This window comes from Catellatospora sp. NPDC049111 (genome assembly GCF_040648615.1).
In the GTDB taxonomy this organism is placed as follows: Bacteria; Actinomycetota; Actinomycetes; order Mycobacteriales; family Micromonosporaceae; genus Catellatospora; species Catellatospora aurea.
In genome coordinates this window covers 100243-119860 of record NZ_JBEZEB010000016.1, presented here as the reverse complement: position 1 = coordinate 119860, position 19618 = coordinate 100243, and the positions used below count along the sequence as shown (strand labels likewise).

Here is a 19618-nt window from a genome sequence, read left to right as displayed (position 1 = left end):
GTCAGCCGTGCTGGTCGCCGCTGTCGCGCAGGCGGGCCCGCTCCCGCTCGATGATCCGGCGTTCGGCGGCGGCGCGGGTGCCGTCGTGCTGGGTCACGTCGACGGCTCCCGCGTTGTCGTCCTTGGCCGCGCTGGGCCGGGCGTACTCGTCGAACAGCGCCGCCTTGCCCGCGACCAGCTCGCGCACGCTGGTGTCGACGGTGTCCTCGGCGATCAGCCGGAAGACCTGCACCGGCCGGACCTGGCCCATGCGGTGGCAGCGCGCGATGGCCTGCTCCTCGATGCTGGGCTTCCACTGCGGCTCGACCAGGACGACCACGGAGGCGGTCTGCAGGTTCAACCCGACCCCGCCGACCTCGATCTGGCTGACCAGCACGGCCGGTCGGCGGCTCGCGGTGAACGCGTCGACGACCTGTTGGCGCTGCAGCGGCGGGGTCGATCCGGACAGCGGCCCGTGCGCCCGCTTGCCCAGCGCGTCCGCGACCGCGTCGAGCACGTCGCGGAAGTACGAGAACACGACGACCTTGTACCCCTCGGCCATAGCCTCGGCCGCGATCTCGCGGATGTGGTCGAGCTTGGTCGACGTCCGCGCCGGGTCCCCGAAGGTGGCCCGGCGCATGGTCATGAACTTGCCCTCCCAGACGGTCTTGCGGTACGCGGCGGCCTCCTCCGGCGACAGGGTCACCGGCTGCACGTTCTCGATCCGGTCGGGCAGCTCGGCGAGCACGTCGGACTGGTTGCGCCGCAGGTACGCCGGGGCGATGGCGCGGCGGAACGCCTCGGCCGACGGCGCGGCGGCGGCCTGCCGGGCGACCTCGGGGTTGACGTGCTCGGTGAGCACGCCGAACTCGGTGACCCGGTTCTCCAGCGGGGTGCCGGTGAGCAGCGCGACGCGCTCGGCCCGTTCGATGAGGCGGCGGCTCTGCAGGGTGCGTTTGGCGTCGGGGTTCTTGATGTAGTGGGCCTCGTCGAAGGCGGCCATGGCGACGTCGACCCCGTCGAGGTCGAGCCGGTCGAGGGCCGTGTAGGTGGTCACGCCGATGCCGCCGTTGGCGCGCCAGGCGGCGGTGCTCCGGGCGGTGTCGCCGCCGTACAGCAGGCGAGGGGTCAGCCGGCAGTGCCGTTTGATCTCGTGCATCCAGTTGGCGGCGAGGCTCGGCGGGCACACGACCAGGAAATGCCGCCGGCCGTGGGCGGCCAGGTGGCACATGGCCGCGAGGGTCTCGACGGTCTTGCCCAGGCCCATCTCGTCGCCGATGATCACCCGGCGTTGCGCGATCATGAACCGGGCGCCGAAGGACTGGTAACCGCGCAACGTGGAGACCAGCAGGCTCGTGTCCAGGCGCACCTCGTCGACCCGGGCGGCGGCGTCGGGCGACAGCCGCCCGGCCGGGCCCTGCTCGCCGCCCTGCTCGCCGGTCGCCTCCGCCAGCAGGGTCAGGTAGGTCGCGGCGTCGGCCTTGTACTTCTGCCACAACTGCTTCTCGGTGGGTTCGGCGGCCAGGGCCGCCGCGGCCGTGAGCACCCTGGTGCGGGCCGTTTCGAGGCGCGGCGAGCGCAGCGCCGTCTCCAGCGCGGCCAGCGCCGCGAGATCGTCCTGGCGGCCCTGCCGGCCGCGGAACAGGCTGCGCCAGCGGCTGTTGGCGCGCCGCGCGCCGTCGATGGTGCCGGCGACGGCGTCGTTCAGGTCGCCGGCCCGGCCCAGCACGGGCCGCACCCGCCTGCGGAAGACCGCCAGCCGGTGCAGCGCGCGCAGCAGGTGGGTGTCCGCCGGGGAGCGCCGGTCGGGGTCGGGGCGCAGCACCGTGTCGGCCTCGACGCTCTCGGCCAGGGCGGCGATGGCGTCTTCGAGCTGGGTGACCGTGGTCGGCCCGATGCCGGGGTACTCGTGGAGCCGGTGCCGGTTCGCCATGAGCTGGCCGACGGTGGTGATCCCGGCTGCCCGCAGCGCTCCCAGGCGCAGGCGGCCGCCTGCCGCCTCCCGTAACTGGCCGAGGTCGGCCTGCTGCAGGCGCTCGTCGAGCGACTGCTTGCGGTTGCCGGTCGCGAGCCCGCGGATCTCGGCGACCAGGTGCGGCTCGGCGTCGAGCACGGTCCGGGCGGCCCGCTGCGCGTCCGCGGCGTCGGTGACCAGGGCACGCGCCTCGGAACTGCGGGCTGCGGCGACCATCGCTACCTCGTTTCGCACTCGCCGCACCGGATGGGCACGGATCACGGGTTCCACACCGGCGCGGGCCGGTCGGGTCGGACTCCGGCGCGGCGGGCCGGGGAGACGTCCGGCATCCCCATGCCCACCGCGCCGCGCCGTCACGCCCCTTCGCGCCCGAGAGGCACCCGGAGCAGCGGCAGCGGGCGTCCCGTGCGGACGATCCAGGCCTCGAACGCGTTGAGCGCGAGCAGGACGGCGACCAGCAGCGCGGCCGTCACCATGATCGGGAGCTGGATGGCGGCCGCGGCCACGGCGCAGCAGGCGACCGCGGCGGCGACGCGCTGCACCGTCGCCGCGCCGAACATGCGCCAGCGGGCGTAGCAGAAGCCCCACAGGTACAGCGCGACGCCGGGTGCCAGCAGCACCTCGGGCAGGCTGTGCGGCACGTCCAGGGGATGGGCGAGCAGCTTCTTCAGGCCGACCGCCACCAGCACGATCGCGACGACATAACCGAGGTGGGCGTAGCTGAACACGTCGGTGACGATGCGCGACTGCGCGGGGGTGTGCTCCAGGCTGTGCCGCACCGCGGGCGCGCCGAAGTGGAAGTACGTCCACCACAGCAGCACGATCAGGGCGAACGCGAGCAGCATCGCGGCCAGTTCCGGTGTGCCGAGCCGGCCCGCGGCGGCCTGGTTGCCGGTGGCGACCACGGTCTCGCCGAGTGCGATGATCAGCACCAGCCCGAACCGCTCGGGCAGGTGCGCGGTCTCGTACCGCATGCCGCTCAGGCGGCCGCGCAGCAGGCGCGGGCTGCTCAGTTCGATCAGCGCGGCCGCCACCCAGAGCACGGTCTGCCACGTCCCGCCGAGTATCGCGCCGGCCAGGTACAGCGGGGCGCCGGCGAACAGCGCGACCGCGAACGGCTCCAGGCACGGCCGGAACTGTCCTGCCAGTCCACTACGGACCGCCCACAGCACCAGGCGCAGCACGGCGTAGGCGAGGGCGAACAGGACGGCGTGCTCGCCGTACGCCTGTCCGATCGCGACCGACATCAGCAGGCCGCAACCGGCCGCGCCGAACAGCACCATCCGGCCCGCGGCCCGGTCGACGCGGCTGCCGGCGAGGTTCGCCGCCAGCGTGGTGCCGACCCAGCCCCACCACAGCGGCAGGAACAGCAGCACCGTGCGGGCCGCTTCGCCGGTGGTGTGGGCGCCGGCGAGCGTCGAGGTGATCTGCGTGATCGCGAATACCCAGATCAGGTCGAAGAACAACTCGGCCCAGGCGACGCGCTGCTCCTCGTGGTGGGCCGGCGGCGGGGCGGCGGTGTCGGCGTCTGCGGTGAGCGGCGGGGGGTTCACGCGGCAAAGCTATGGGGTCCGCGCCCCGCAGGACAAGTTCATACTCGCCCACAAGGGACGCGGTGCGACGACGGCGAACACGGTGCAGGGGGCGTCCGGCCGCCGCCCTGCACCGTCGCCGGGACCAGGCCGTCGGCCTGCTCAGGAAACCCGGGCCGCGTTTGATCAGCTCACCGGCGGCCTGGCCGGGCGGCGCGCCGGGTGATCTCTGCGGCACAATGATGCTCGCCGGCTCGGGATCGGGGAGTGATGCTGGAGTCCGTCGGGCTGACACCGCAGGCCGAACGCGTCTACACCGCCATGGTCCGGCGTCCGGTCTCGGGCGTCGCGGCGCTGTCCGACGAGTTGGAGCTGTCCGCAACCGAGGTACGGGACGCGGTGCACCTGCTCACCGAGCGGGCCCTGGTCGTCCCGGCGGGCGACGGCGGATGGCGCACGGTCGGTCCGCAGGTCGCGCTCAGCGCCCTGCTGGCCGAGCAGGAGGCGGAGCTGGCCACCCGGCGGCTGCGGCTGGAGACCGTCCGGGCCTGGGCCGCGGCGCTGGAGGCCGAGCACGACCTCGGCCGGCCCCGTGACGAGCTGGTCCGGCTGGAAGGCACCGCCGCAGTGCGGGAACGGCTCGACCTGGTGGCGGACTCCATGCGGGAGGAGTGCCTGAGCTTCACCGTCGACCGGGAGATGAGCGCCGAGGCGATCGAGGCGGCCAAAGTCAACAACCTGCGCGTGCTGCGCCGCGGCATCAGCATGCGCAACGTCTACCAGGAGACCGTCCGCAAGGACCCGGACAATCTGGCGTTCGCCAAGTGGATGACCGAGCACGGCGGGCGCAACCGCACCGTGCCGACGGTGCCGTTCCGCATGCTCGTCGTCGACCGCGCGGTGGCGTTCCTCGCCGTCAACCCGGCGGACTCCCGCGAGGGCGCCCTGGAGGTCCGCAGCCCGGCCGTGGTCAACGCGCTGTACGTGCTGTTCGAGCAGTTCTGGGAGAGCGGCACCCCGTTCGGTGAGTCGCCGAAGGTCGAGGAGGACGCCCTGAGCCCGCAGGAGCAGGCGCTGCTGCGGCTGCTGGACGCCGGGCACACCGACGAGTCGGCGGGCCGCAAACTGGGCCTTTCCGCGCGTACCGTGCGGCGGGTCATCGCCGAGCTCACCGACCGGATGGGCGTCGAGAGCCGCTTCCAGGCCGGTGCGGAGGCGGTCCGCCGCGGCTGGCTCTAGGCGGTCGCCCGGCGGCGCGCGACGAGCACGGCCGCGAACCCGCCGACGATCACCAGCGCGGCTCCGGCCAGCAGGGCCGGCGGCCCGGCCCGGCGGTCCCGCACCGGCTCCACCAGCACCGGGTCGCCCACGCAGGAGACCTTGACCTTGCGCCGGAATTCGTTGCTCAGCTTCGAGGTCAGGACGTAGCGGACGCCGTCGACGGTCACCGCGCGCGGGATCTCGTAGAGCGCTGCGGATCCCCGGCCGAAGTCACCGAAGCCGAGACCGGTCGCCTTGCCGTTCTCCGGGTCGATGCGGCAGTCCGAGCCGCGCCGTGCGGGGTCGTGCCGCTGGTAGACCGAGTAGACGACGCCGGGCTCCATCTCGAATGCGGTCACGTCGGTGGGGCCGGTCAGCGGCCTGGCCTCGCGCTCCGGCGACAGCGGAGCGTAGGTCTGCCAGACCAACCACAGGAACGCGGTGATCGCGAGCAGTCCGGCGGGCAGCGCATACCACCAGGCGGCGGCGCGGCGGGGCGGGGCGATGGTCCTGATCGACACGTCGATCTCCCTTCCGAGAACGGTTGTGACGCAGTCTGCGTGGCGGGCGGCGGGTGTGTCAGCGGTCCGGGACGTCCGGAAACGGCCAGGCCGGTTGCGGCCAGCAGCGCGGTCGTGACCGGACCGGGGGGACCGTGCCAGAGTGCGTTCGACTCCGATGACGACTCAGAAAGGTGAACGGGCCATGCCGATCCAGCGCCGCCGGATGCTCGCCGGTGTGCTCGCCGCCACCCTCGTGCTCGGCTGCGGCTTCCCCGCCGACGACGGCCCCGGCGACGCCGAGATCCTGGCCGCCGGGACCGCCGAACTCGATGCGGTGAAGCTGCCGGAGCACGAATGGGCGCAACATGCCCGATCCGCCAAGCGCGACAAGACTCGGCTGGTCTGGCTGCGCTGGTACACCGTGCCGCTCACCCGGGCCGAGACGGTGGACCTCGTCGACCGGCTGTTCACAGCGGCCGGGTGGGCCCGCAGCGACGACTGCATGGGTCCGGGCGGCGAGAAGTGCTTCACCTACGACAAGAACGGCTTCCACGTGTTCCCCAGCATCACCGACAGCGGCTGTGTCGGCGGCGGCACCGGTTGTGCGAATTTGCACATGAGCATGCGCCGCGCCTGAGTCTCCGGGCGGCGGGAGCGCCACGGGGGCGCTCCCGTCACCCGGCCCGGTTCACCCCGCGGTGGTCTGACAGCCGGGGGACAGCTCACCGTCACGCCGAGCGGCGCTTGCACGGCGGCGCGGGATCAGCCGCTGGGTTCCCGCCGCCTCGTCGCGGCGGCGCAGGAGCCTCGCGGGCAGGCCGAATCAAGATTGCCGCGATCACCGCGCCGACTACCATCGGGCGGCATGACATCAGCGAGCGAGCCGGTTCGGGCTGCGGTGCGCCGAGGCGACCTCGACTGGCTGTCGACCCATCTGGCGGCAGAGGACTGCACCCCGGCCGTCCTGAAGCTGCTCATCCGTCACGAGGACCCGCTGCTGCGGCATCTCGGCCTGGACCGGCTGGCCGCACGGATCGCGACCCCGGGCATCGCGGAGTCCGAGCTGGGTGCACTGGCCGGGCTGCTGCCGCCGACCCTGGACGGACTGCCGGAGACGGCGCTCCTCGTGGCTCACCTCCACCAGCGGCTCCGGCGCTACGTCTCCGAGCAGAGCAGGCCGCTCCGACCCGTAGCCCAGGCGCCGGTGAGCGTGCAGATCGCCTGGCTGCGTGCCGAGATCTGCGACAGGCCCGCGACGGTCCGCAGCGAACCGGCGGGCGAGCTGCTCTACCAGTCCGTGGTGGGGATCGCCGCCGCGGACACCGACCGGCTGGATGAGCTGGTCGGCGAGCTGGCCGCCGGCGGTGACCAGGTGCTACGGGACGCGGCGCTGCGGCTGGCCCGCGAAGGGCTGCACAGCGTGCTGCTGGCCCCGGCCCGCGCCCGCGAGCACGTCGGCAGGCTGCTCGCATTCGACGATGTGTCCGCTGCCGCGCTGCGGGAGCTGGCCGAGCCGTGGGCAGCGCTCGCCCCGTTGCGCCGGGAGCGGCTCCGACCGCTCCTCGTCGCCGTTCCGCCGTCGCCGGGGCCTGCCCCGGCCGGTGCCCGCAAAGGTCAGGCGGTCGGTTCGCCGACACCGTGGCCTGCGGTGATCGATGCCGCGATAGTGGCGGCGGCCCGTCACGGGCATGCCGACCTGCTCCACGACGTCGTCGCGGACGAGGCGATGCCGCCGCAGGCTCGGCAGCAGGCACTACGCGAGCTGGGCACCCTGGCCGGACGCGCGGACATCGGCGATCTCCTGGCGGCCGCCGCCACCGACCCGCTGCTGTTCGGCGGATCCATGGTGGCGTGCCTGCGGGCCATGCACCGGCGGGGCCTCTTCCCGGCCGGTGACGACGCGCCGGGCATCGTGGCCCTCGCTCTCACCGACCACACCGTGTCCGCGGCCGAGGTCGCCACGATCCTGTTCACGTGTCGGCGTGCGGCGTTCGACGCGCTGCTGGTCGCCGACGCCGATGATCCGAGGTGGCCGCGGCGGCTGGCGCTGCTGGTCGAGCTGGCCCGCCAGGGAGGCGGTGACCTGCCGATCGGCGACGCGATCACCGGTGTCCTGCCCGCGACGTCCCGTCCCGAGCCGTTCCTGGCGGCTGTCCGGGCGATGCGCCACACTCCGGCGGAGGACGCGGTCATCGAGGCGCTGCCGCAGGCCCCGGCTGCGGCGTTGCACACGCTGGAGGCGGTCGGCGGCCCTCGGACCGTGGCCGTGCTGCGCGAAGGGCTCGGCCTGACCGGCGGCGACGCCACGGCCGTCGTCCCGCACCTGCGGCCGGTGCGCCGTCGCGCGCTGGAGCTGCTGTGGCACCTCACCGACGATTCCGCCGGGCGGGCCGCGCTCCTGGCCCGCCTCGACCCGCGTGACGTGCCCCGCCGGATCGCCGTCGACCTCGGTGGGCCCGACCAGCGGGAACTGGCTCTGCTGCGGGCGGGCTTCGACCCGGACGACCCGGTGTCGGCGCTGCTCGTGCTGGCCCGTAACGGCGACGCGGGCACCCTGGCCGCCATCGCCGACCTGCTGGCGCGGATCGTGGCGGAACTCGCGGCGTCATGGGAGCCGGGCGGACCGGCCCTCCCCACACGGTCCGACGGGCCTCCACCCGGCGAGCCCGCGGTGCCCGACGAGGTCGTGACCGCGATCCGCGCACTCGGCGGCCGCCTGCACGATCGCGGCAAGCTGCGGCCGTACTGCCTGCGTGAAGTCGGCAGCGCCACCGAGGCCGGCCACGCGCTAGTCGCGACCATGGCGCTGGACCTGCTGGACCGGCCCGGCCTGTCCTCCGGCGAGCAGGCCGTCCTGCTCGCCCTGCTGCCCCTGGCCCCGTACGCGGGCACCCGGGCCCGGGTGCACCGGCTGCTGCGCCACCGTGACCGCCACGTCCGCAAACACGTGATCGCGGCGCTGGCCGCCGACTCGACCGGCGACGCCGCCGAGGCGCTGTCGGCGAGCCTGCTCGCGCTGACCGCGGCCCGCGACGTGCAGACCGTCCGGCAGGCGCTGCTCGCGCTCGGGCGGATCCGGGCCCGCTGGGCCGCCCCCGCGATCGCGGCGTGCCTGGACCACCCCGCCATGAACATCAAGAAGACCGCCGCCGAGGTCCTGGTCCAAGCCGGTGCGCCGGCCGCGGTGCCGAAGCTGCTGCTCTGGCTCGGCCGCCACGACAACCCGGGTCTGCGGGAGACTCTCGTCGCGGCGCTCCAGGCGATCCTCGGCCGCGCTCACGCCGCCACGGTCCTCGCGGCAGCCGAGCAGGCCGACGACGAGCGAACCCGCGGGCTGCTGCTCGGCGGGCTGGACCGGATGCTGTCGGCGCGGGCGGTCGACGCGCTGGCCCGGCAGGGATCACCGGTCGCGCCGACACTGCTCGCGCTGGTCGCCGCAAGCGAGGTCAGGCTCGGCGAAGGAACCGTCGAGGATTTGGCGGCGCTGTTCACGGCACACGGCATCGCCGCACCGGCCCGTTCGGTCGTGGCCGCGCCCGGCCCGTGGGATGAGGACGTCGACTCGCTGGTACACGATGGCTGGAACGCCGAGACCGCCCTGCGGATCGTGGCCGGACACGACCTGACGCCCGGGAATCCGAGTGCCGGTCAGCTCGCCCGCCTGCGGCCGCTGCTGGCCGACTGGCTTCAGCTGGCCTCCACCGACGTGGCCCCTGCACCGGCGACGCTTCGGCTCACTCTGCGGCTCTGCCCCGCTCCCTGGTCGGACGGCGAGGTCGGGACCTTCACCCAGGCAGTCGGGACCCTGGTCGGCGGTCTGGGTGAAGCCGCCGGTGAGGACCGGGACGGTCTGCTCACGGTGCTGGAAGCGGTCGCGCCGACCCTGCCCGCCGCACAGGCCCTCGGTGTCGCCGCGCGGCTGCGGACGCTCGCCCCCACCGCGGCCGGGCGGAGGTCGACGCTGGGGCTGCTGCGCGGCTGCGGCGCGGTGCTGACCCGCGCCGACGTCGAGCACGCCCTTGCCGCGGCCCGGCTCGGCCCGGACCCGTGGCGAGCCGAGACCGCCGTGCTGCGCGACGCTTTCGCCGTCACCGCCACCCGGACGTCCGAGAAGGCCACCGCATGGCGGCTCCGCCTCGAAGCCGCCGTACGCACACCGGACGGCCTGCGCGACTTCCGGTCACGAGACGACCTCCCGCTTCCGTCTCACGACCGCCTCGACGCCCTGATCGAGGCCTTTCCTTCAGCGCATCCGGAGGCCCGTGGCGCGATGCTGGACTGGCTGGAGGCACTCCAGCCGATCGGCGCACCGTCCTGGACTCTGGCCGAGCGGTTCCACGGGCCCGCCGACCGGCCACGGACCCCGCACGACGGCGACCTCGACCAGCCGCGCTCGGCCGCGTTGCGCGAGCGCCTGCTCGCCATGCTCGACGCTCCCGACGCGGGTCGGCGCAACGCGGCCGCCGCCGCGCTCGGGGACTGGCCCGAACCGCAAACCGTACGCGAGCTGCTGCGCGCGTTCCTGGACGGGCGCGTCGACGTCGCGGTCGACGCGAGCCTCGCGCGGGCGTTGAACGGCATCGACGAAACCGAACTGCGAACGATCGCCGCCGGTGGCGAGGCCGTTCACGAACGCCTGGCCCGCGTGGCGTATGACCTCGGCCCGTCCGACCTGCACCGCCTGCTCCCGCTGCTGCTGGAATGGTGGGAGCGCGGCGGATCCGCCACCCGCGCCTCGGTCGCACGCGCGCTGCGCAAGGACGACGAGTACGCCGACACCCTCGCGGACAGTCTCCGCAGCCGCCTGGACGCCGGAGCCTGGGGTTACCTGGACTTGATCGCCGGCCTGCCCCTACTGCGCACCCCGGCACTGTCCGAAGTCCAGCGGCGGCTGCGTGCCGAAGGCCGCGAGGACCTCGCCGACAAGATCACCCTCGTCGACGGCCCGCTACGGGGGCCCGACGCCGCCGACGGCGATCCCGCCCGGCTCACGGCCCTCCGTGAGCGACCGCCCACGGACCCCGCCACCCCCGCGCCATCACGCGGTGACCTGCTCGGCATGATCCGCACCGGTCCCACCGACCAGGTCCGCCGTGCGCTCACGCGCCTCGCGGAGCTGCACGAGGACGACCGCCCGCCGGACGACCGGCTCGCCGCCGACCAGGACTCCGAACTGGAGAATCTGCTGGCCGACCTGCTCCACCACCCCGAGCCGAGAATCCGCCTGCACGCGCACCGCATCGCCCGCAAGCTCCTGGACCGCCCGACCTACCTGCGCCACAGCGCGGTCCTGCTCGACGATCCCGAACCCGATGTGGTCCGTGCCGCGGTCAACACCCTCAGCCACGCGGTCTACCAGCCGGCCATCCCCGCGATCGTGGGCCTGCTCGTGCACTCCCACACCGGTGTCCGCAGGGCCGCGATCGGCGGTCTCGTCCAGATCGGACCGTCGGCGATCCCGGCCCTCAGGCACGCGGCAGGCCGTGCCCGGCCCGACCGGCAGCACCACTACACCGCGGTCCTCGACCAGATCACCGAGCGTACGGCGGACCAGATCACGGCAGTCTGACAGTGGGCGAGGTCAGGTCAGGACCGGCAGGGCCTCCGTGCCGTGCTGGACGAAACCCCGTGCGCCGTAGTGGAAGCTCAGCGGCGTATCAGGGTCGAGGCGCAGACCCGGGCAGGCGTCGAGCAGCGCCGTGAGGGCCGCGGTGACCTCGATGCGGGCCAGCGGAGCCCCGACGCAGTAGTGCGGGCCGATGCCGAAGCCCAGGTGGGCCCCACCGCGCCGGTCCAGCCGAAACGTCTCCGCGTCGGGGTACACCTGCTCGTCGAAGTGCGCGGCGGCGATGCACAGGTACACCATGCTGCCCGCGGCCAGGGGCGTCCCGGCGAGCTCGGTGTCGCGCATGACCAGGCGGTAGAGCCCGGCGGTCGGGTTGGCCCAGCGGAAGGACTCGTCGATCGCCGCCTCGGCGAGGCCGGGCTCGGCCCGCACCTGCGCCAGCGCGTCCGGGTTGAGCAGCAGCGAGGACACCGTCGCCGACATCATCTGGATGGTGGTCTCGAACCCGCCCAGCAGCAGGCTCACCACCGCGGTCGTCACCGCTTCGAGGGAGTACGCGTCGTCGGCCTTGAACGCCCGGACGATCTCGCCGAGCATGTTGTCGCCACGTTCGCGCAACTCGTGCCGCACCAGTGTGGTCGTGTACTCGCTGAGCCGGTCGTACGCCTGCCGGCCGGCCTCGGCCACCGACTCGTCCATCGGCGAGCCCAGCCAGGTGATGATCGCGCGCACCCAGGCCAGGCCCTGGTCGCCGAGTTCGTCGGGGATGCCGAGCAGGGCGAGGAACACCTCCATCGGATACCGGGCGATGCTCTCCTCGACGAGCTCCGCCTCGGCCTTCGCGGCGAGCGGCCCGAAGCTGCGCCGCGCGATCGGCAGCACGGCCTGGGCGTACTTGGCGCTCGCACCGGCGCTGAAGAAGCGGTTGTGGATGCGCCGCAGCCCGTGGTGCGCCGGCCCGTCGAGCGCGATCATGGCCTCGCTCATCGGGCCCATGCCGTAGAAGCGGGTGCTGAAGGTGTCGGTGTCGCGCAGGGCAGCGCTGACGTCCCGGTGCCGCAGCACCAGCGGCGCGTGCATGAGTTCGTCGTACACGATCGGCTCCTGCCGCCCGAGCGCCGCGAGCGTGCGCCCCAGCGCTGCCGGTGAGCTGGATCTTTGCGCGAAGGCGCTTTCCGCGGCCGGGATCATCCATCGATTACAGACGCTTCCCGCGGGAAGTGGACAGCGCAGCGACAGATGCCCGACAGCGACGGTCACCCTACCGGTGGTGACGGCCGGGCAGCCATCGACTCGGACGGGTCGGCCCATGCCGCAGCCGGTGCGGCGGCTGTACCGTGATCGCCTCTTGTCGATTCGGACACCGCGGGGGAGCAGATGACCAAGGTCGCCATCGTCACCGGAGCCTCGGCGGGCATCGGGGCGGCCACCGCGCAGCGCCTGCACGAGCTGGGCTTCACCGTGTACGCGGTCGCCCGCCGGGTGGACCGGATGGCGCCGCTGGCCGCGCTGGGCATCCACACCGCCGGTGTCGACGTCACCGACGACGCCGCCCTCGTGGCCCTGGTGGACCAGGTCGTCGCGGAGTCGGGCCGGATCGACGTCCTGGTCAACAACGCGGGATACGGCTCGTTCGGCGCGCTGGAGGACGTGCCGCTCGATGAGGCGCGGCGTCAGTTCGAGGTCAACGTCTTCGGCGCGGCCCGGCTGTGCCAGCTGGTCCTGCCTCACCTTCGGGCGCGGGGCGCGGGCCGCATCATCAACGTGTCCTCGGTCGGGGCGCGGCTGTACCAGCCCCTGGGCAGCTGGTACCACGCGACCAAATACGCGCTGGAGGGCCTGAGCGACTGCCTGCGGGTCGAGCTGAGGCCGCTGGGCATCGACGTCGTCGTGATCCAGCCCGGTGGCATCGCGACCGAGTTCCCGCAGGTGGCGGGGGATCGCCTGCTGGCCACGTCCGGCGGCGGAGCCTACGGCGAGCAGGCCCGCCGGTACGCCATGGCGTTGCTGTCGGAGCCGGACCACATCTCGCCGCCCTCGGTCGTCGCGAAGGCGATCGGGCGGGCCGCGACGGTGCGGCGGCCGCGCTCGCGTTACGCGGTCGGGCGGGGCGCGCGGGCCGCAGTGTTCGCCCGCTGGCTGCTGCCGGACCGCGTCTTCGACCGGCTCGTGGTCGCGCTGTTCGCCGCCCTGGGCACGATCGCCGCCCGCCGCGCGCGACCGGCGGTCTCGCCGACGACCGGCAGCTGATCCCGCGGCGGGGAGGCCTGCCCCGGTCGCTATTCGACCGTCGTGACCACCCCGACGACGCCGGTCGACGCCCAGCGGCGCAGCAGACGCCACTGGATCAGCACCGCCGCCGCGGTCAGGCCCAGCATCAGCGCCGCGACCGCGGCGGCGTAGCCGTATCGCAGATACTCGAACGCGTCCTGGTAGAGCACCAGCGACAGGTAGGTCGTCGCGTACGGCGGAGGGCCGCCGCCCGTCACGACCAGCGTCGGCACGAACGACGCCTGCATGCTCATCAGCGTGTCCCGCAGGACCAGCACGGCGAGCACCGGCGCGAGCAGCGGCAGTGTCACCCGGCGCAGCACCTGCCCGGCACCGGCGCCCTCCAGTTCGGCGAGTTCGTACGCCTCGGGCGGCAGCGCCAGCCGGGCCGTGAGCACGATGACGAACGTCTCGCCGATCGTGAACAGGCTCATCAGGACGATCCCGGCGCGGGCGTCCTCGGGGTCGGTCAGCCACTGCGGAGGCAGGGTGCCGAACATGGTCCGCCCGCCCTCGCCGCCGAGCAGGAGCAGCTGGTTGACCGGCCCCTGGATCGGGTTGAGCAGCCACAGCCACATCAGCCCGTACGCCAGCTCCGGGACCGCGCCGGGCAGCAGCACCGCCACGCGTGCCGTTCCGGCGGCACGGGCGCGCCGGTGCAGCAGCAGGGCCAGCCCGACCGCGAGGACGAGCCGCAGCGGCACCGAGAAGGCCAGGTAGGACAGCGAGTTGCCGACTGCGGCCCGCACCGCCGGATCCCTGGTCAGCTCGGCGAAGTTGGCCAGGCCGACGAACCGCGAGGTCGCGATCAGGTCGCTTTCGGTGAACGCCATCGCCAGCGTCGCCGCGGCGGGCAGCAGCACCAGCACCACCAGGCCGACCAGGTAAGGCATGAGCATCAGCAGCAGTTGACGGCGGTCGCGGTCCATCACCCGGCCTGCCCGGCTCCGGTGGGCTGCGGGACCCTTTCGCCGGTGGCGGCGTCGAAGGCGTGCAGGTGCTCCTCGGCGACCCCGATGCCGACCCGGTCACCGGGCGCGGGCCGGGCGGCGGCGGGCACCCGGGCGATCAGGGGGTGCCCGCCGACGTTCAGGTGGACCAGCGCGTCCTCGCCGAGCACCTCGACCCGTTCGACGTTGCCCAGCGGGCCGGCCGGCGTGCCGCCGAGCGACACGTGCTCCGGCCGCACGCCCAGCTCGACGCCGGTTGCCGGCACGCCGGGCAGGCTCAGCGGCCCGTCGCCGGGAAGCAGGTTCATGCCGGGCGCGCCGACGAAGGCGGCGACGTGGCGGGTGCGCGGCCGCCGCCATACCTCGTCGGGGGTGCCGACCTGCTCGAAGCGGCCGGCGCGGAGCACGGCGATCCGGTCGCCGAGCGCCATCGCCTCGGACTGGTCGTGGGTGACGTAGACCGTCGTCGCGCCGAGCCGGTCGTGCACGGCCCGGATCTCGGTGCGCATCCGGATGCGCAGTTCGGCGTCCAGGTTGGCCAGGGGCTCGTCGAGCAGGAACACGTCGGGTTCGCGTACCAGCGCGCGGGCCAGCGCCACCCGCTGCCGCTCGCCGCCCGACAGCTGGTGCGGGCGGCGACCCAGCAGATCCTGGCAGCCGACGGTCGCCGCGGCCCGTGCCGCGCGGGTCGCGGCGGACCGCCGGTCCGCGCCGCGGATCCGGTGGCCGAACGCGATGTTGTCGGCCACCGTCAGGTGCGGCAGCAGCGAGTGGTTCTGGAACACCATGGACACGTTGCGCTGCCCGGGCCGCAGCGCGGTGACGTCACGTCCGCCGATGGCGACGGTGCCGGTGCTCACCGGGTCGAGCCCGGCGACGGCCCGCAGCAGTGAGGACTTGCCCGCGCCGGACGGGCCGAGCACGACGAGCAGCTCGCCCCGGGGCACGGCCAGGTCGATGCCGCGCAGGGCGGTGATCGCCCCGCGCGACAGGGACACCCCGCGCAGGCTCAGCCCGGCTTTCACCGCGCCGCCGTGCCCCGCTGGAAGACCGGCCGGGTCGCCGCGTCCAGGTCGGCGATCACCTTGTCCAGGGGGTCGCCGTGGAAGAAGGCGTTCTCCAGGACCTTGCCGGTCGCGTCCTCGATCTCCGGCCAGGTCGAGATCGTCGGCACCGGCCGCAGCACCGGGATCGTGTCCAGGAAGATCTGCGAGCGGGCCGGCGACGTGCCGGGGGACAGGAACGCGGGCGAGGTCGCCACGGAGATCCGTGACGGCACGGTGCGCCCGGTCCGGGCCATGAGCGCGGCCCCGGGGTCGCTCAGGGCGTATTCGAGGAAGCGCCACGCCGCGTCCTGCCGGCTCGACGCCTTGGTCATGCAGTACGCGTCGCTGTGCAGGATGTTGGCCGGGGAGCGGTACTGCGGCAGCGGGGCGACGTCCCAGTCGAACCCGGTGATCGCCCGGAAGGCGGTGGTGACCCGCCGGGACGAGACGAACATGGCCAGCTTGCCGGCCGCGAACCTTGCCTCGTGGTCCTGGGTCTCCACTTCGACGTCCGACGGGACGACGCCGATCTTCGGCAGTTCCAGGAAGTCCTGGATCACCGTCCGCGCCTCGGGCGTGTCCAGGGTGAGCCGGGTCGGCGCGGCCGGGTCGTCGACGATGTCGCCGCCGTTCGACCAGATCAGCGGCGCGAGCCGGATCAGTTCGGGCGTGATGCCCAGCCCGTGCACGGCCGCCGGCACTCCGGCGGTCTCCGGGTCCCCGGCCTTCACGGTCCGGCCGCCCGCGTCGCGGGTCAGCGCCTGCGCGGTGGCGACCAGGTCGTTCCAGTGCCAGCCCGCCACCGGCTCGGCCACCTCGTACTTCTTGAACAGGCTGCGGTTGTAGTAGAGGGCGAGGCTGGAGATGTTCTGCGGCAGGCACATCTGCTCGCCGCCCCAGCGGAAGGCGCCCATGGCCTGCGGGTAGAAGTCCTGCTCGTGCAGGCTGCCCGAGGCGGCCAGCCGGGCGGTCAGCGGAGCGAGCGCACCCTTGACGGCGAACTGGCCGTAGTTGCGGTAGTTGATCAGGAACAGGTCGGGTGCGGCGTTCCCGGCGACCGAAGTGGACACCCTGGTCATCAGGTCCTTCGCGCTGCTCGCCTCGATCAGGTCCACGGTGGCGCCCGGCGTGGCCTTCTGGTACTCGGCGGCCAGCGACCGGTACGCGGCAAGCTCGTCGGGGGTGCCCGCGACCAGCAGGGACACGGTGTCGGCGGCAGGATCTGCGTCGGCGCCGCAACCGGCGGTGACCCCGGCGGCGGTGAACATGGTGAGCAGGCTCAGCAGGGCGACTGTTCGCTTCACGAGGCTCCTTCGGGGCCGTAGGAGTGCAGGAACCGGCGCTGGGCGACCCCGAGCACGAGCAGGGTCGGCAGGGTGGTGAGCACGGCACCGGCGAGGAAGACGGGCTGGTTGTGCGGGTCCATCGCGGCCAGGGCGCGCAGTGCCAGCGGCAGGGTGAAGGCGGCCCGGTCGTAGAGGTAGACCATCGGGTCGAGCAGGTTCGACCAGGTCAGCACGAAGGTGAGTGCGGCCAGCCCGGCGGTGACCGGCTGGACCTGGGGCAGTGCCATGCGCCGCCACGTCTGCATTGGCGTGAGGTCGGCGAGCCGGCACAGGTCGTAGCTGTCGGCGGGGATCGCCCGGAAGGCGAGGAAGTAGATCAGCGGGTAGAGCGGCGAGGTGGCGATCAGCGCGGGCGCGACCAGGGGCACGAGGGTGTCGGTCAGCTGGAGCGTGCGGAACAGCACGAAGCGCGGCAGCAGCAGCGCGGTGGCGGGCACCATCATCGCCAGTACGGACAGCGCGATCACCGTGCTGGTGACGCGGCGGGGGAGCTGGGTCAGCGCGAATCCGGCAAGCGAGGCCACGAGCAGGCTCAGCGGTACGCCGACCGCGGCGACGACCATCGAGTTGACGGCCGCGCGCACCAGGTCGCCGTGGGTGATCGCCTGCTGGTAGGCCGCTATGCCGGGGTCGTCGGGCAACAGCGGCGGCGCGACGACGGGCGGCAGGCCCGGTTCGCGCAGCGAGCCGGTCACCAGCAGCACCAGCGGTGCGGTGAAGAGCGCCGTCACGGCGAGGGCCCCATAGGTTCGGCGGCGGTGGGACGCGTCGCGCACGATGCCGCGACGTCTCGCGGCGAAGGCGTGCCAAATCACCGATCACCTCTAGAGCTTTAGATGTATAGATGCGTAGCATTGCATGTCTAGCCGGGGTGGGGAATATGAGATCATCACTGGGTTTCGGTGTGACCGTCCTGTTGAGCCTGTCGCTGGCCGCATCCGCAGCCGCGCACGGCCTGCCTGCAGATGTCGTGATCGGACCTGACGTCGCCGCGCTGGAAGCCCTGGAGGGCGCAGCCGGCCCGTCCGGCGCCGACGAATGGTTCATGGCCCAGCGACTCGGCCCGCGCCAGACCGGCGACCTCGTCGCGCTGTCAGGGCGCGCCCGTGCCCAGGCCGAACGGATCGGCGGCGCGGCCACCTTCGCGGCGCTGCCCGCCTGGCAGTCGATGGGCCCGACGAACCTCGGCGGACGCGTCACCGACCTGGTCGTCGACCCGTCCGTCGCCAACACCGTCTACGCCGCCACCGCCTCGGGCGGGGTCTGGAAGAGCACCGACTCGGGCAGCACGTTCAACTACGCGTGGGACGCGGCCATCACCCAGGCCATCGGCGCGATCGCGATCACCAGCGCGGGCGTCCTCTACGCCGGGACCGGCGAGGCCAACCCCGGCGGCGGCAGCGCCTCCTTCCCCGGCACGGGCGTCTACCGCTCGACCGACCGTGGCGTGACCTGGCAGTCGGTCGGCCTGACCGGCACCAACCGGATCGGCCGCATCGTCATCGACCCCACCAACGAGAACCGCATCCTCGTCGCGGCCACCGGCAACCTGTACGTGCCAGGCGGTGACCGCGGCCTCTACCGCACCACCGACGGCGGCGCGAACTGGACCCGCGTCCTCGCCGGAGCCAACTCCACCACCGGGGCCTCCGACGTCGCCCTCGACCCGGCCGACCCGAACCGGATCTACGTCACGATGTGGGACCACCAGCGGATGCCCGGCAGCCGCCGCTACGGTGGCGTCGGCTCCGGCCTGTTCCGGTCCACCGACGGCGGCGCCAGCTTCACCCGGCTCGCCGGCACGCTGCCCGCGTCCGGCACCAACGTCGGCCGGATGGGCGTCGCCGTCGCCAAGAGCGACACCAACCGGGTGTACGCCATCGCGGCCAACGCCACCGGCAACTTCCTCGGTTTCTGGACCTCCACCAACCGCGGCGACACCTGGACGCAGATCACCAACACGTCGGCGCTGAACTCGTCGCAGTCCACCTTCGGCTGGTGGTTCTCCCGGATCTTCGTCGACCCGGTGGCACCCCAGCACATCTTCGTGCCCGGCGTGCCGATGCTCGAATCGAGCAACGCCGGCGGCAGCTGGACCAGCAACTCCAGCTCCTTCCACGTCGACCAGCACGCCGTGGCGTTCGACCCGCGGGTCGCCAACCGCGTGTTCTTCGGCAACGACGGCGGCATCTACCGCTCCACCGCGAACGGGTCGCTGAGCGGCAGCTGGACCAAGACCACCCGGCTGGGCAACATGCAGTTCTACACCGTCGCGGTGTCCCAGCAGGACGTCTCGCGCATCAGCGGCGGCCTGCAGGACAACGGCTCAGTCCGGTCCTGGTCGGCGTGGGGTTCCTACTACGGCGGCGACGGCCTGCAGAACCTCATCGACCCCACCAACCACCAGAAGGTGTACGCCTGCTCGCAGAACGGCTCCTGCGGCCGCTCCACCAACGGCGGCAACTCGATGAGCGGATTCGGCTCGACGACCTCCGACCGCCGCGCCTGGCTGACACCGGTGGTGTTCGACCCGTCCAACCCGGCGATCATGTACTACGGCGGCAACCGCCTCAACCGCTCCACCAACTCGGCGCAGAGCTGGACCGCGATCAGCGGTGACCTGAGCCGCGGCAGCAGCGGCAGCACCAGCTACAACACCATCTCGACCATCGCCGTCGCCAAGACCAGCGCCGCGACCATCTACGTCGGCACCGACGACGGCCGCATCTGGGTCACCCGCAACACCGGCAGCACCTGGACCGAGATCGGCACTTCGCTGCCCCAGCGCTGGGTCACCCGGCTCACCGTCGACCCGACCGACGCCAACCTCGTCTACGCCACGTTCTCCGGGTACACCACGGGCGACTCGGCCGCGCACGTCTACCGCACCACCAACGGCGGCACCAGCTGGCAGCAGATCTCCGGCAACCTGCCCAACGCGCCCGTCAACGACCTGGTCCTCGACCCGCAGAACCGCAACGCGCTGTACGTCGGCACCGACGTCGGCGTGTTCACCTCCATCGACGCCGGAGCGACCTGGTCGGCGGCGGGCACCGGCCTGCCCGTGGTGTCGGTCATGGACCTGGCCACTGCCGTCTCCGGCGGCCGCACCCTGATCACGGCAGGCACCTACGGCCTGGGCGTCTACCGGCTCGACGTCGGAGCGCCCGCGCTGTGAGCGGACTCAGCT

13 protein-coding genes are annotated in these 19618 nt (G+C 73.2%); 5 read left to right on the top strand and 8 right to left on the bottom strand.

Features of this window, described 5'->3' with window-relative positions:
• Position 1: 1 nt before the first annotated feature.
• Both AB0B66_RS22705 and AB0B66_RS22700 read right to left on the bottom strand, forming a co-directional pair.
• Entirely contained in the window at positions 2 to 2188 is a 2187-nt protein-coding gene (locus tag AB0B66_RS22705) for a DEAD/DEAH box helicase (RefSeq protein WP_360533134.1), read from the bottom strand.
• 119 nt (positions 2189 to 2307) lie between these two features.
• Positions 2308 to 3507, bottom strand: a complete 1200-nt coding sequence (locus tag AB0B66_RS22700) for a low temperature requirement protein A (protein WP_360533131.1) — start codon at positions 3505 to 3507, stop codon at positions 2308 to 2310.
• Between the two features lie 249 nt (positions 3508 to 3756).
• Here AB0B66_RS22700 and AB0B66_RS22695 point away from each other — a divergent pair, with 249 nt between their 5' ends.
• Entirely contained in the window at positions 3757 to 4725 is a 969-nt protein-coding gene (locus tag AB0B66_RS22695) for a LuxR C-terminal-related transcriptional regulator (RefSeq protein ID WP_360533128.1), read from the top strand.
• Here AB0B66_RS22695 and AB0B66_RS22690 read toward each other — a convergent pair.
• Positions 4722 to 5267, bottom strand: coding sequence for a hypothetical protein (locus AB0B66_RS22690; RefSeq protein WP_360533125.1), 546 nt, complete (start codon positions 5265 to 5267; stop codon positions 4722 to 4724). The genes AB0B66_RS22695 and AB0B66_RS22690 overlap by 4 nt on opposite strands.
• Before the next feature lie 184 nt (positions 5268 to 5451).
• Between AB0B66_RS22690 and AB0B66_RS22685 the strand changes: the two genes are divergently transcribed.
• Together AB0B66_RS22685 and AB0B66_RS22680 are read left to right on the top strand one after the other, a co-directional pair.
• Positions 5452 to 5886: a hypothetical protein gene (locus AB0B66_RS22685; RefSeq protein ID WP_360533122.1), complete on the top strand. Its 435-nt coding sequence runs from the start codon at positions 5452 to 5454 to the stop codon at positions 5884 to 5886.
• A 228-nt stretch (positions 5887 to 6114) separates the two neighbouring features.
• Positions 6115 to 10818, top strand: a complete 4704-nt coding sequence (locus tag AB0B66_RS22680) for a HEAT repeat domain-containing protein (protein ID WP_360533119.1) — start codon at positions 6115 to 6117, stop codon at positions 10816 to 10818.
• Positions 10819 to 10830: 12 nt separating this feature from the next.
• Here the strand turns inward: AB0B66_RS22680 and AB0B66_RS22675 are convergent, their stop codons facing one another.
• Positions 10831 to 11910 (bottom strand): cytochrome P450, encoded by a 1080-nt coding sequence (locus AB0B66_RS22675; protein WP_360533116.1) that lies wholly within the window; start codon positions 11908 to 11910, stop codon positions 10831 to 10833.
• A 282-nt stretch (positions 11911 to 12192) separates the two neighbouring features.
• Here AB0B66_RS22675 and AB0B66_RS22670 point away from each other — a divergent pair, with 282 nt between their 5' ends.
• Positions 12193 to 13065: an oxidoreductase gene (locus tag AB0B66_RS22670; protein ID WP_360533113.1), complete on the top strand. Its 873-nt coding sequence runs from the start codon at positions 12193 to 12195 to the stop codon at positions 13063 to 13065.
• Positions 13066 to 13094: 29 nt separating this feature from the next.
• Here AB0B66_RS22670 and AB0B66_RS22665 read toward each other — a convergent pair whose 3' ends face one another.
• From AB0B66_RS22665 to AB0B66_RS22650, 4 genes are read right to left on the bottom strand one after another with little or no spacing between them, the layout of a single operon-like run.
• Entirely contained in the window at positions 13095 to 13985 is an 891-nt protein-coding gene (locus AB0B66_RS22665; RefSeq protein ID WP_360533257.1) for a sugar ABC transporter permease, read from the bottom strand.
• Between the two features lie 29 nt (positions 13986 to 14014).
• Complete coding sequence (locus AB0B66_RS22660) at positions 14015 to 15061, bottom strand: ABC transporter ATP-binding protein (protein ID WP_360533110.1); 1047 nt, start codon at positions 15059 to 15061, stop codon at positions 14015 to 14017.
• Positions 15058 to 16350 (bottom strand): sugar ABC transporter substrate-binding protein, encoded by a 1293-nt coding sequence (locus AB0B66_RS22655; RefSeq protein WP_360533254.1) that lies wholly within the window; start codon positions 16348 to 16350, stop codon positions 15058 to 15060. The genes AB0B66_RS22660 and AB0B66_RS22655 overlap by 4 nt, the downstream gene beginning before the upstream one ends.
• A 32-nt stretch (positions 16351 to 16382) precedes the next feature.
• Entirely contained in the window at positions 16383 to 17207 is an 825-nt protein-coding gene (locus AB0B66_RS22650; RefSeq protein ID WP_360533251.1) for an ABC transporter permease subunit, read from the bottom strand.
• A gap of 101 nt (positions 17208 to 17308) precedes the next feature.
• Between AB0B66_RS22650 and AB0B66_RS22645 the strand changes: the two genes are divergently transcribed.
• Positions 17309 to 19606 (top strand): glycosyl hydrolase, encoded by a 2298-nt coding sequence (locus AB0B66_RS22645; RefSeq protein ID WP_360533107.1) that lies wholly within the window; start codon positions 17309 to 17311, stop codon positions 19604 to 19606.
• Positions 19607 to 19618: the final 12 nt, after the last annotated feature.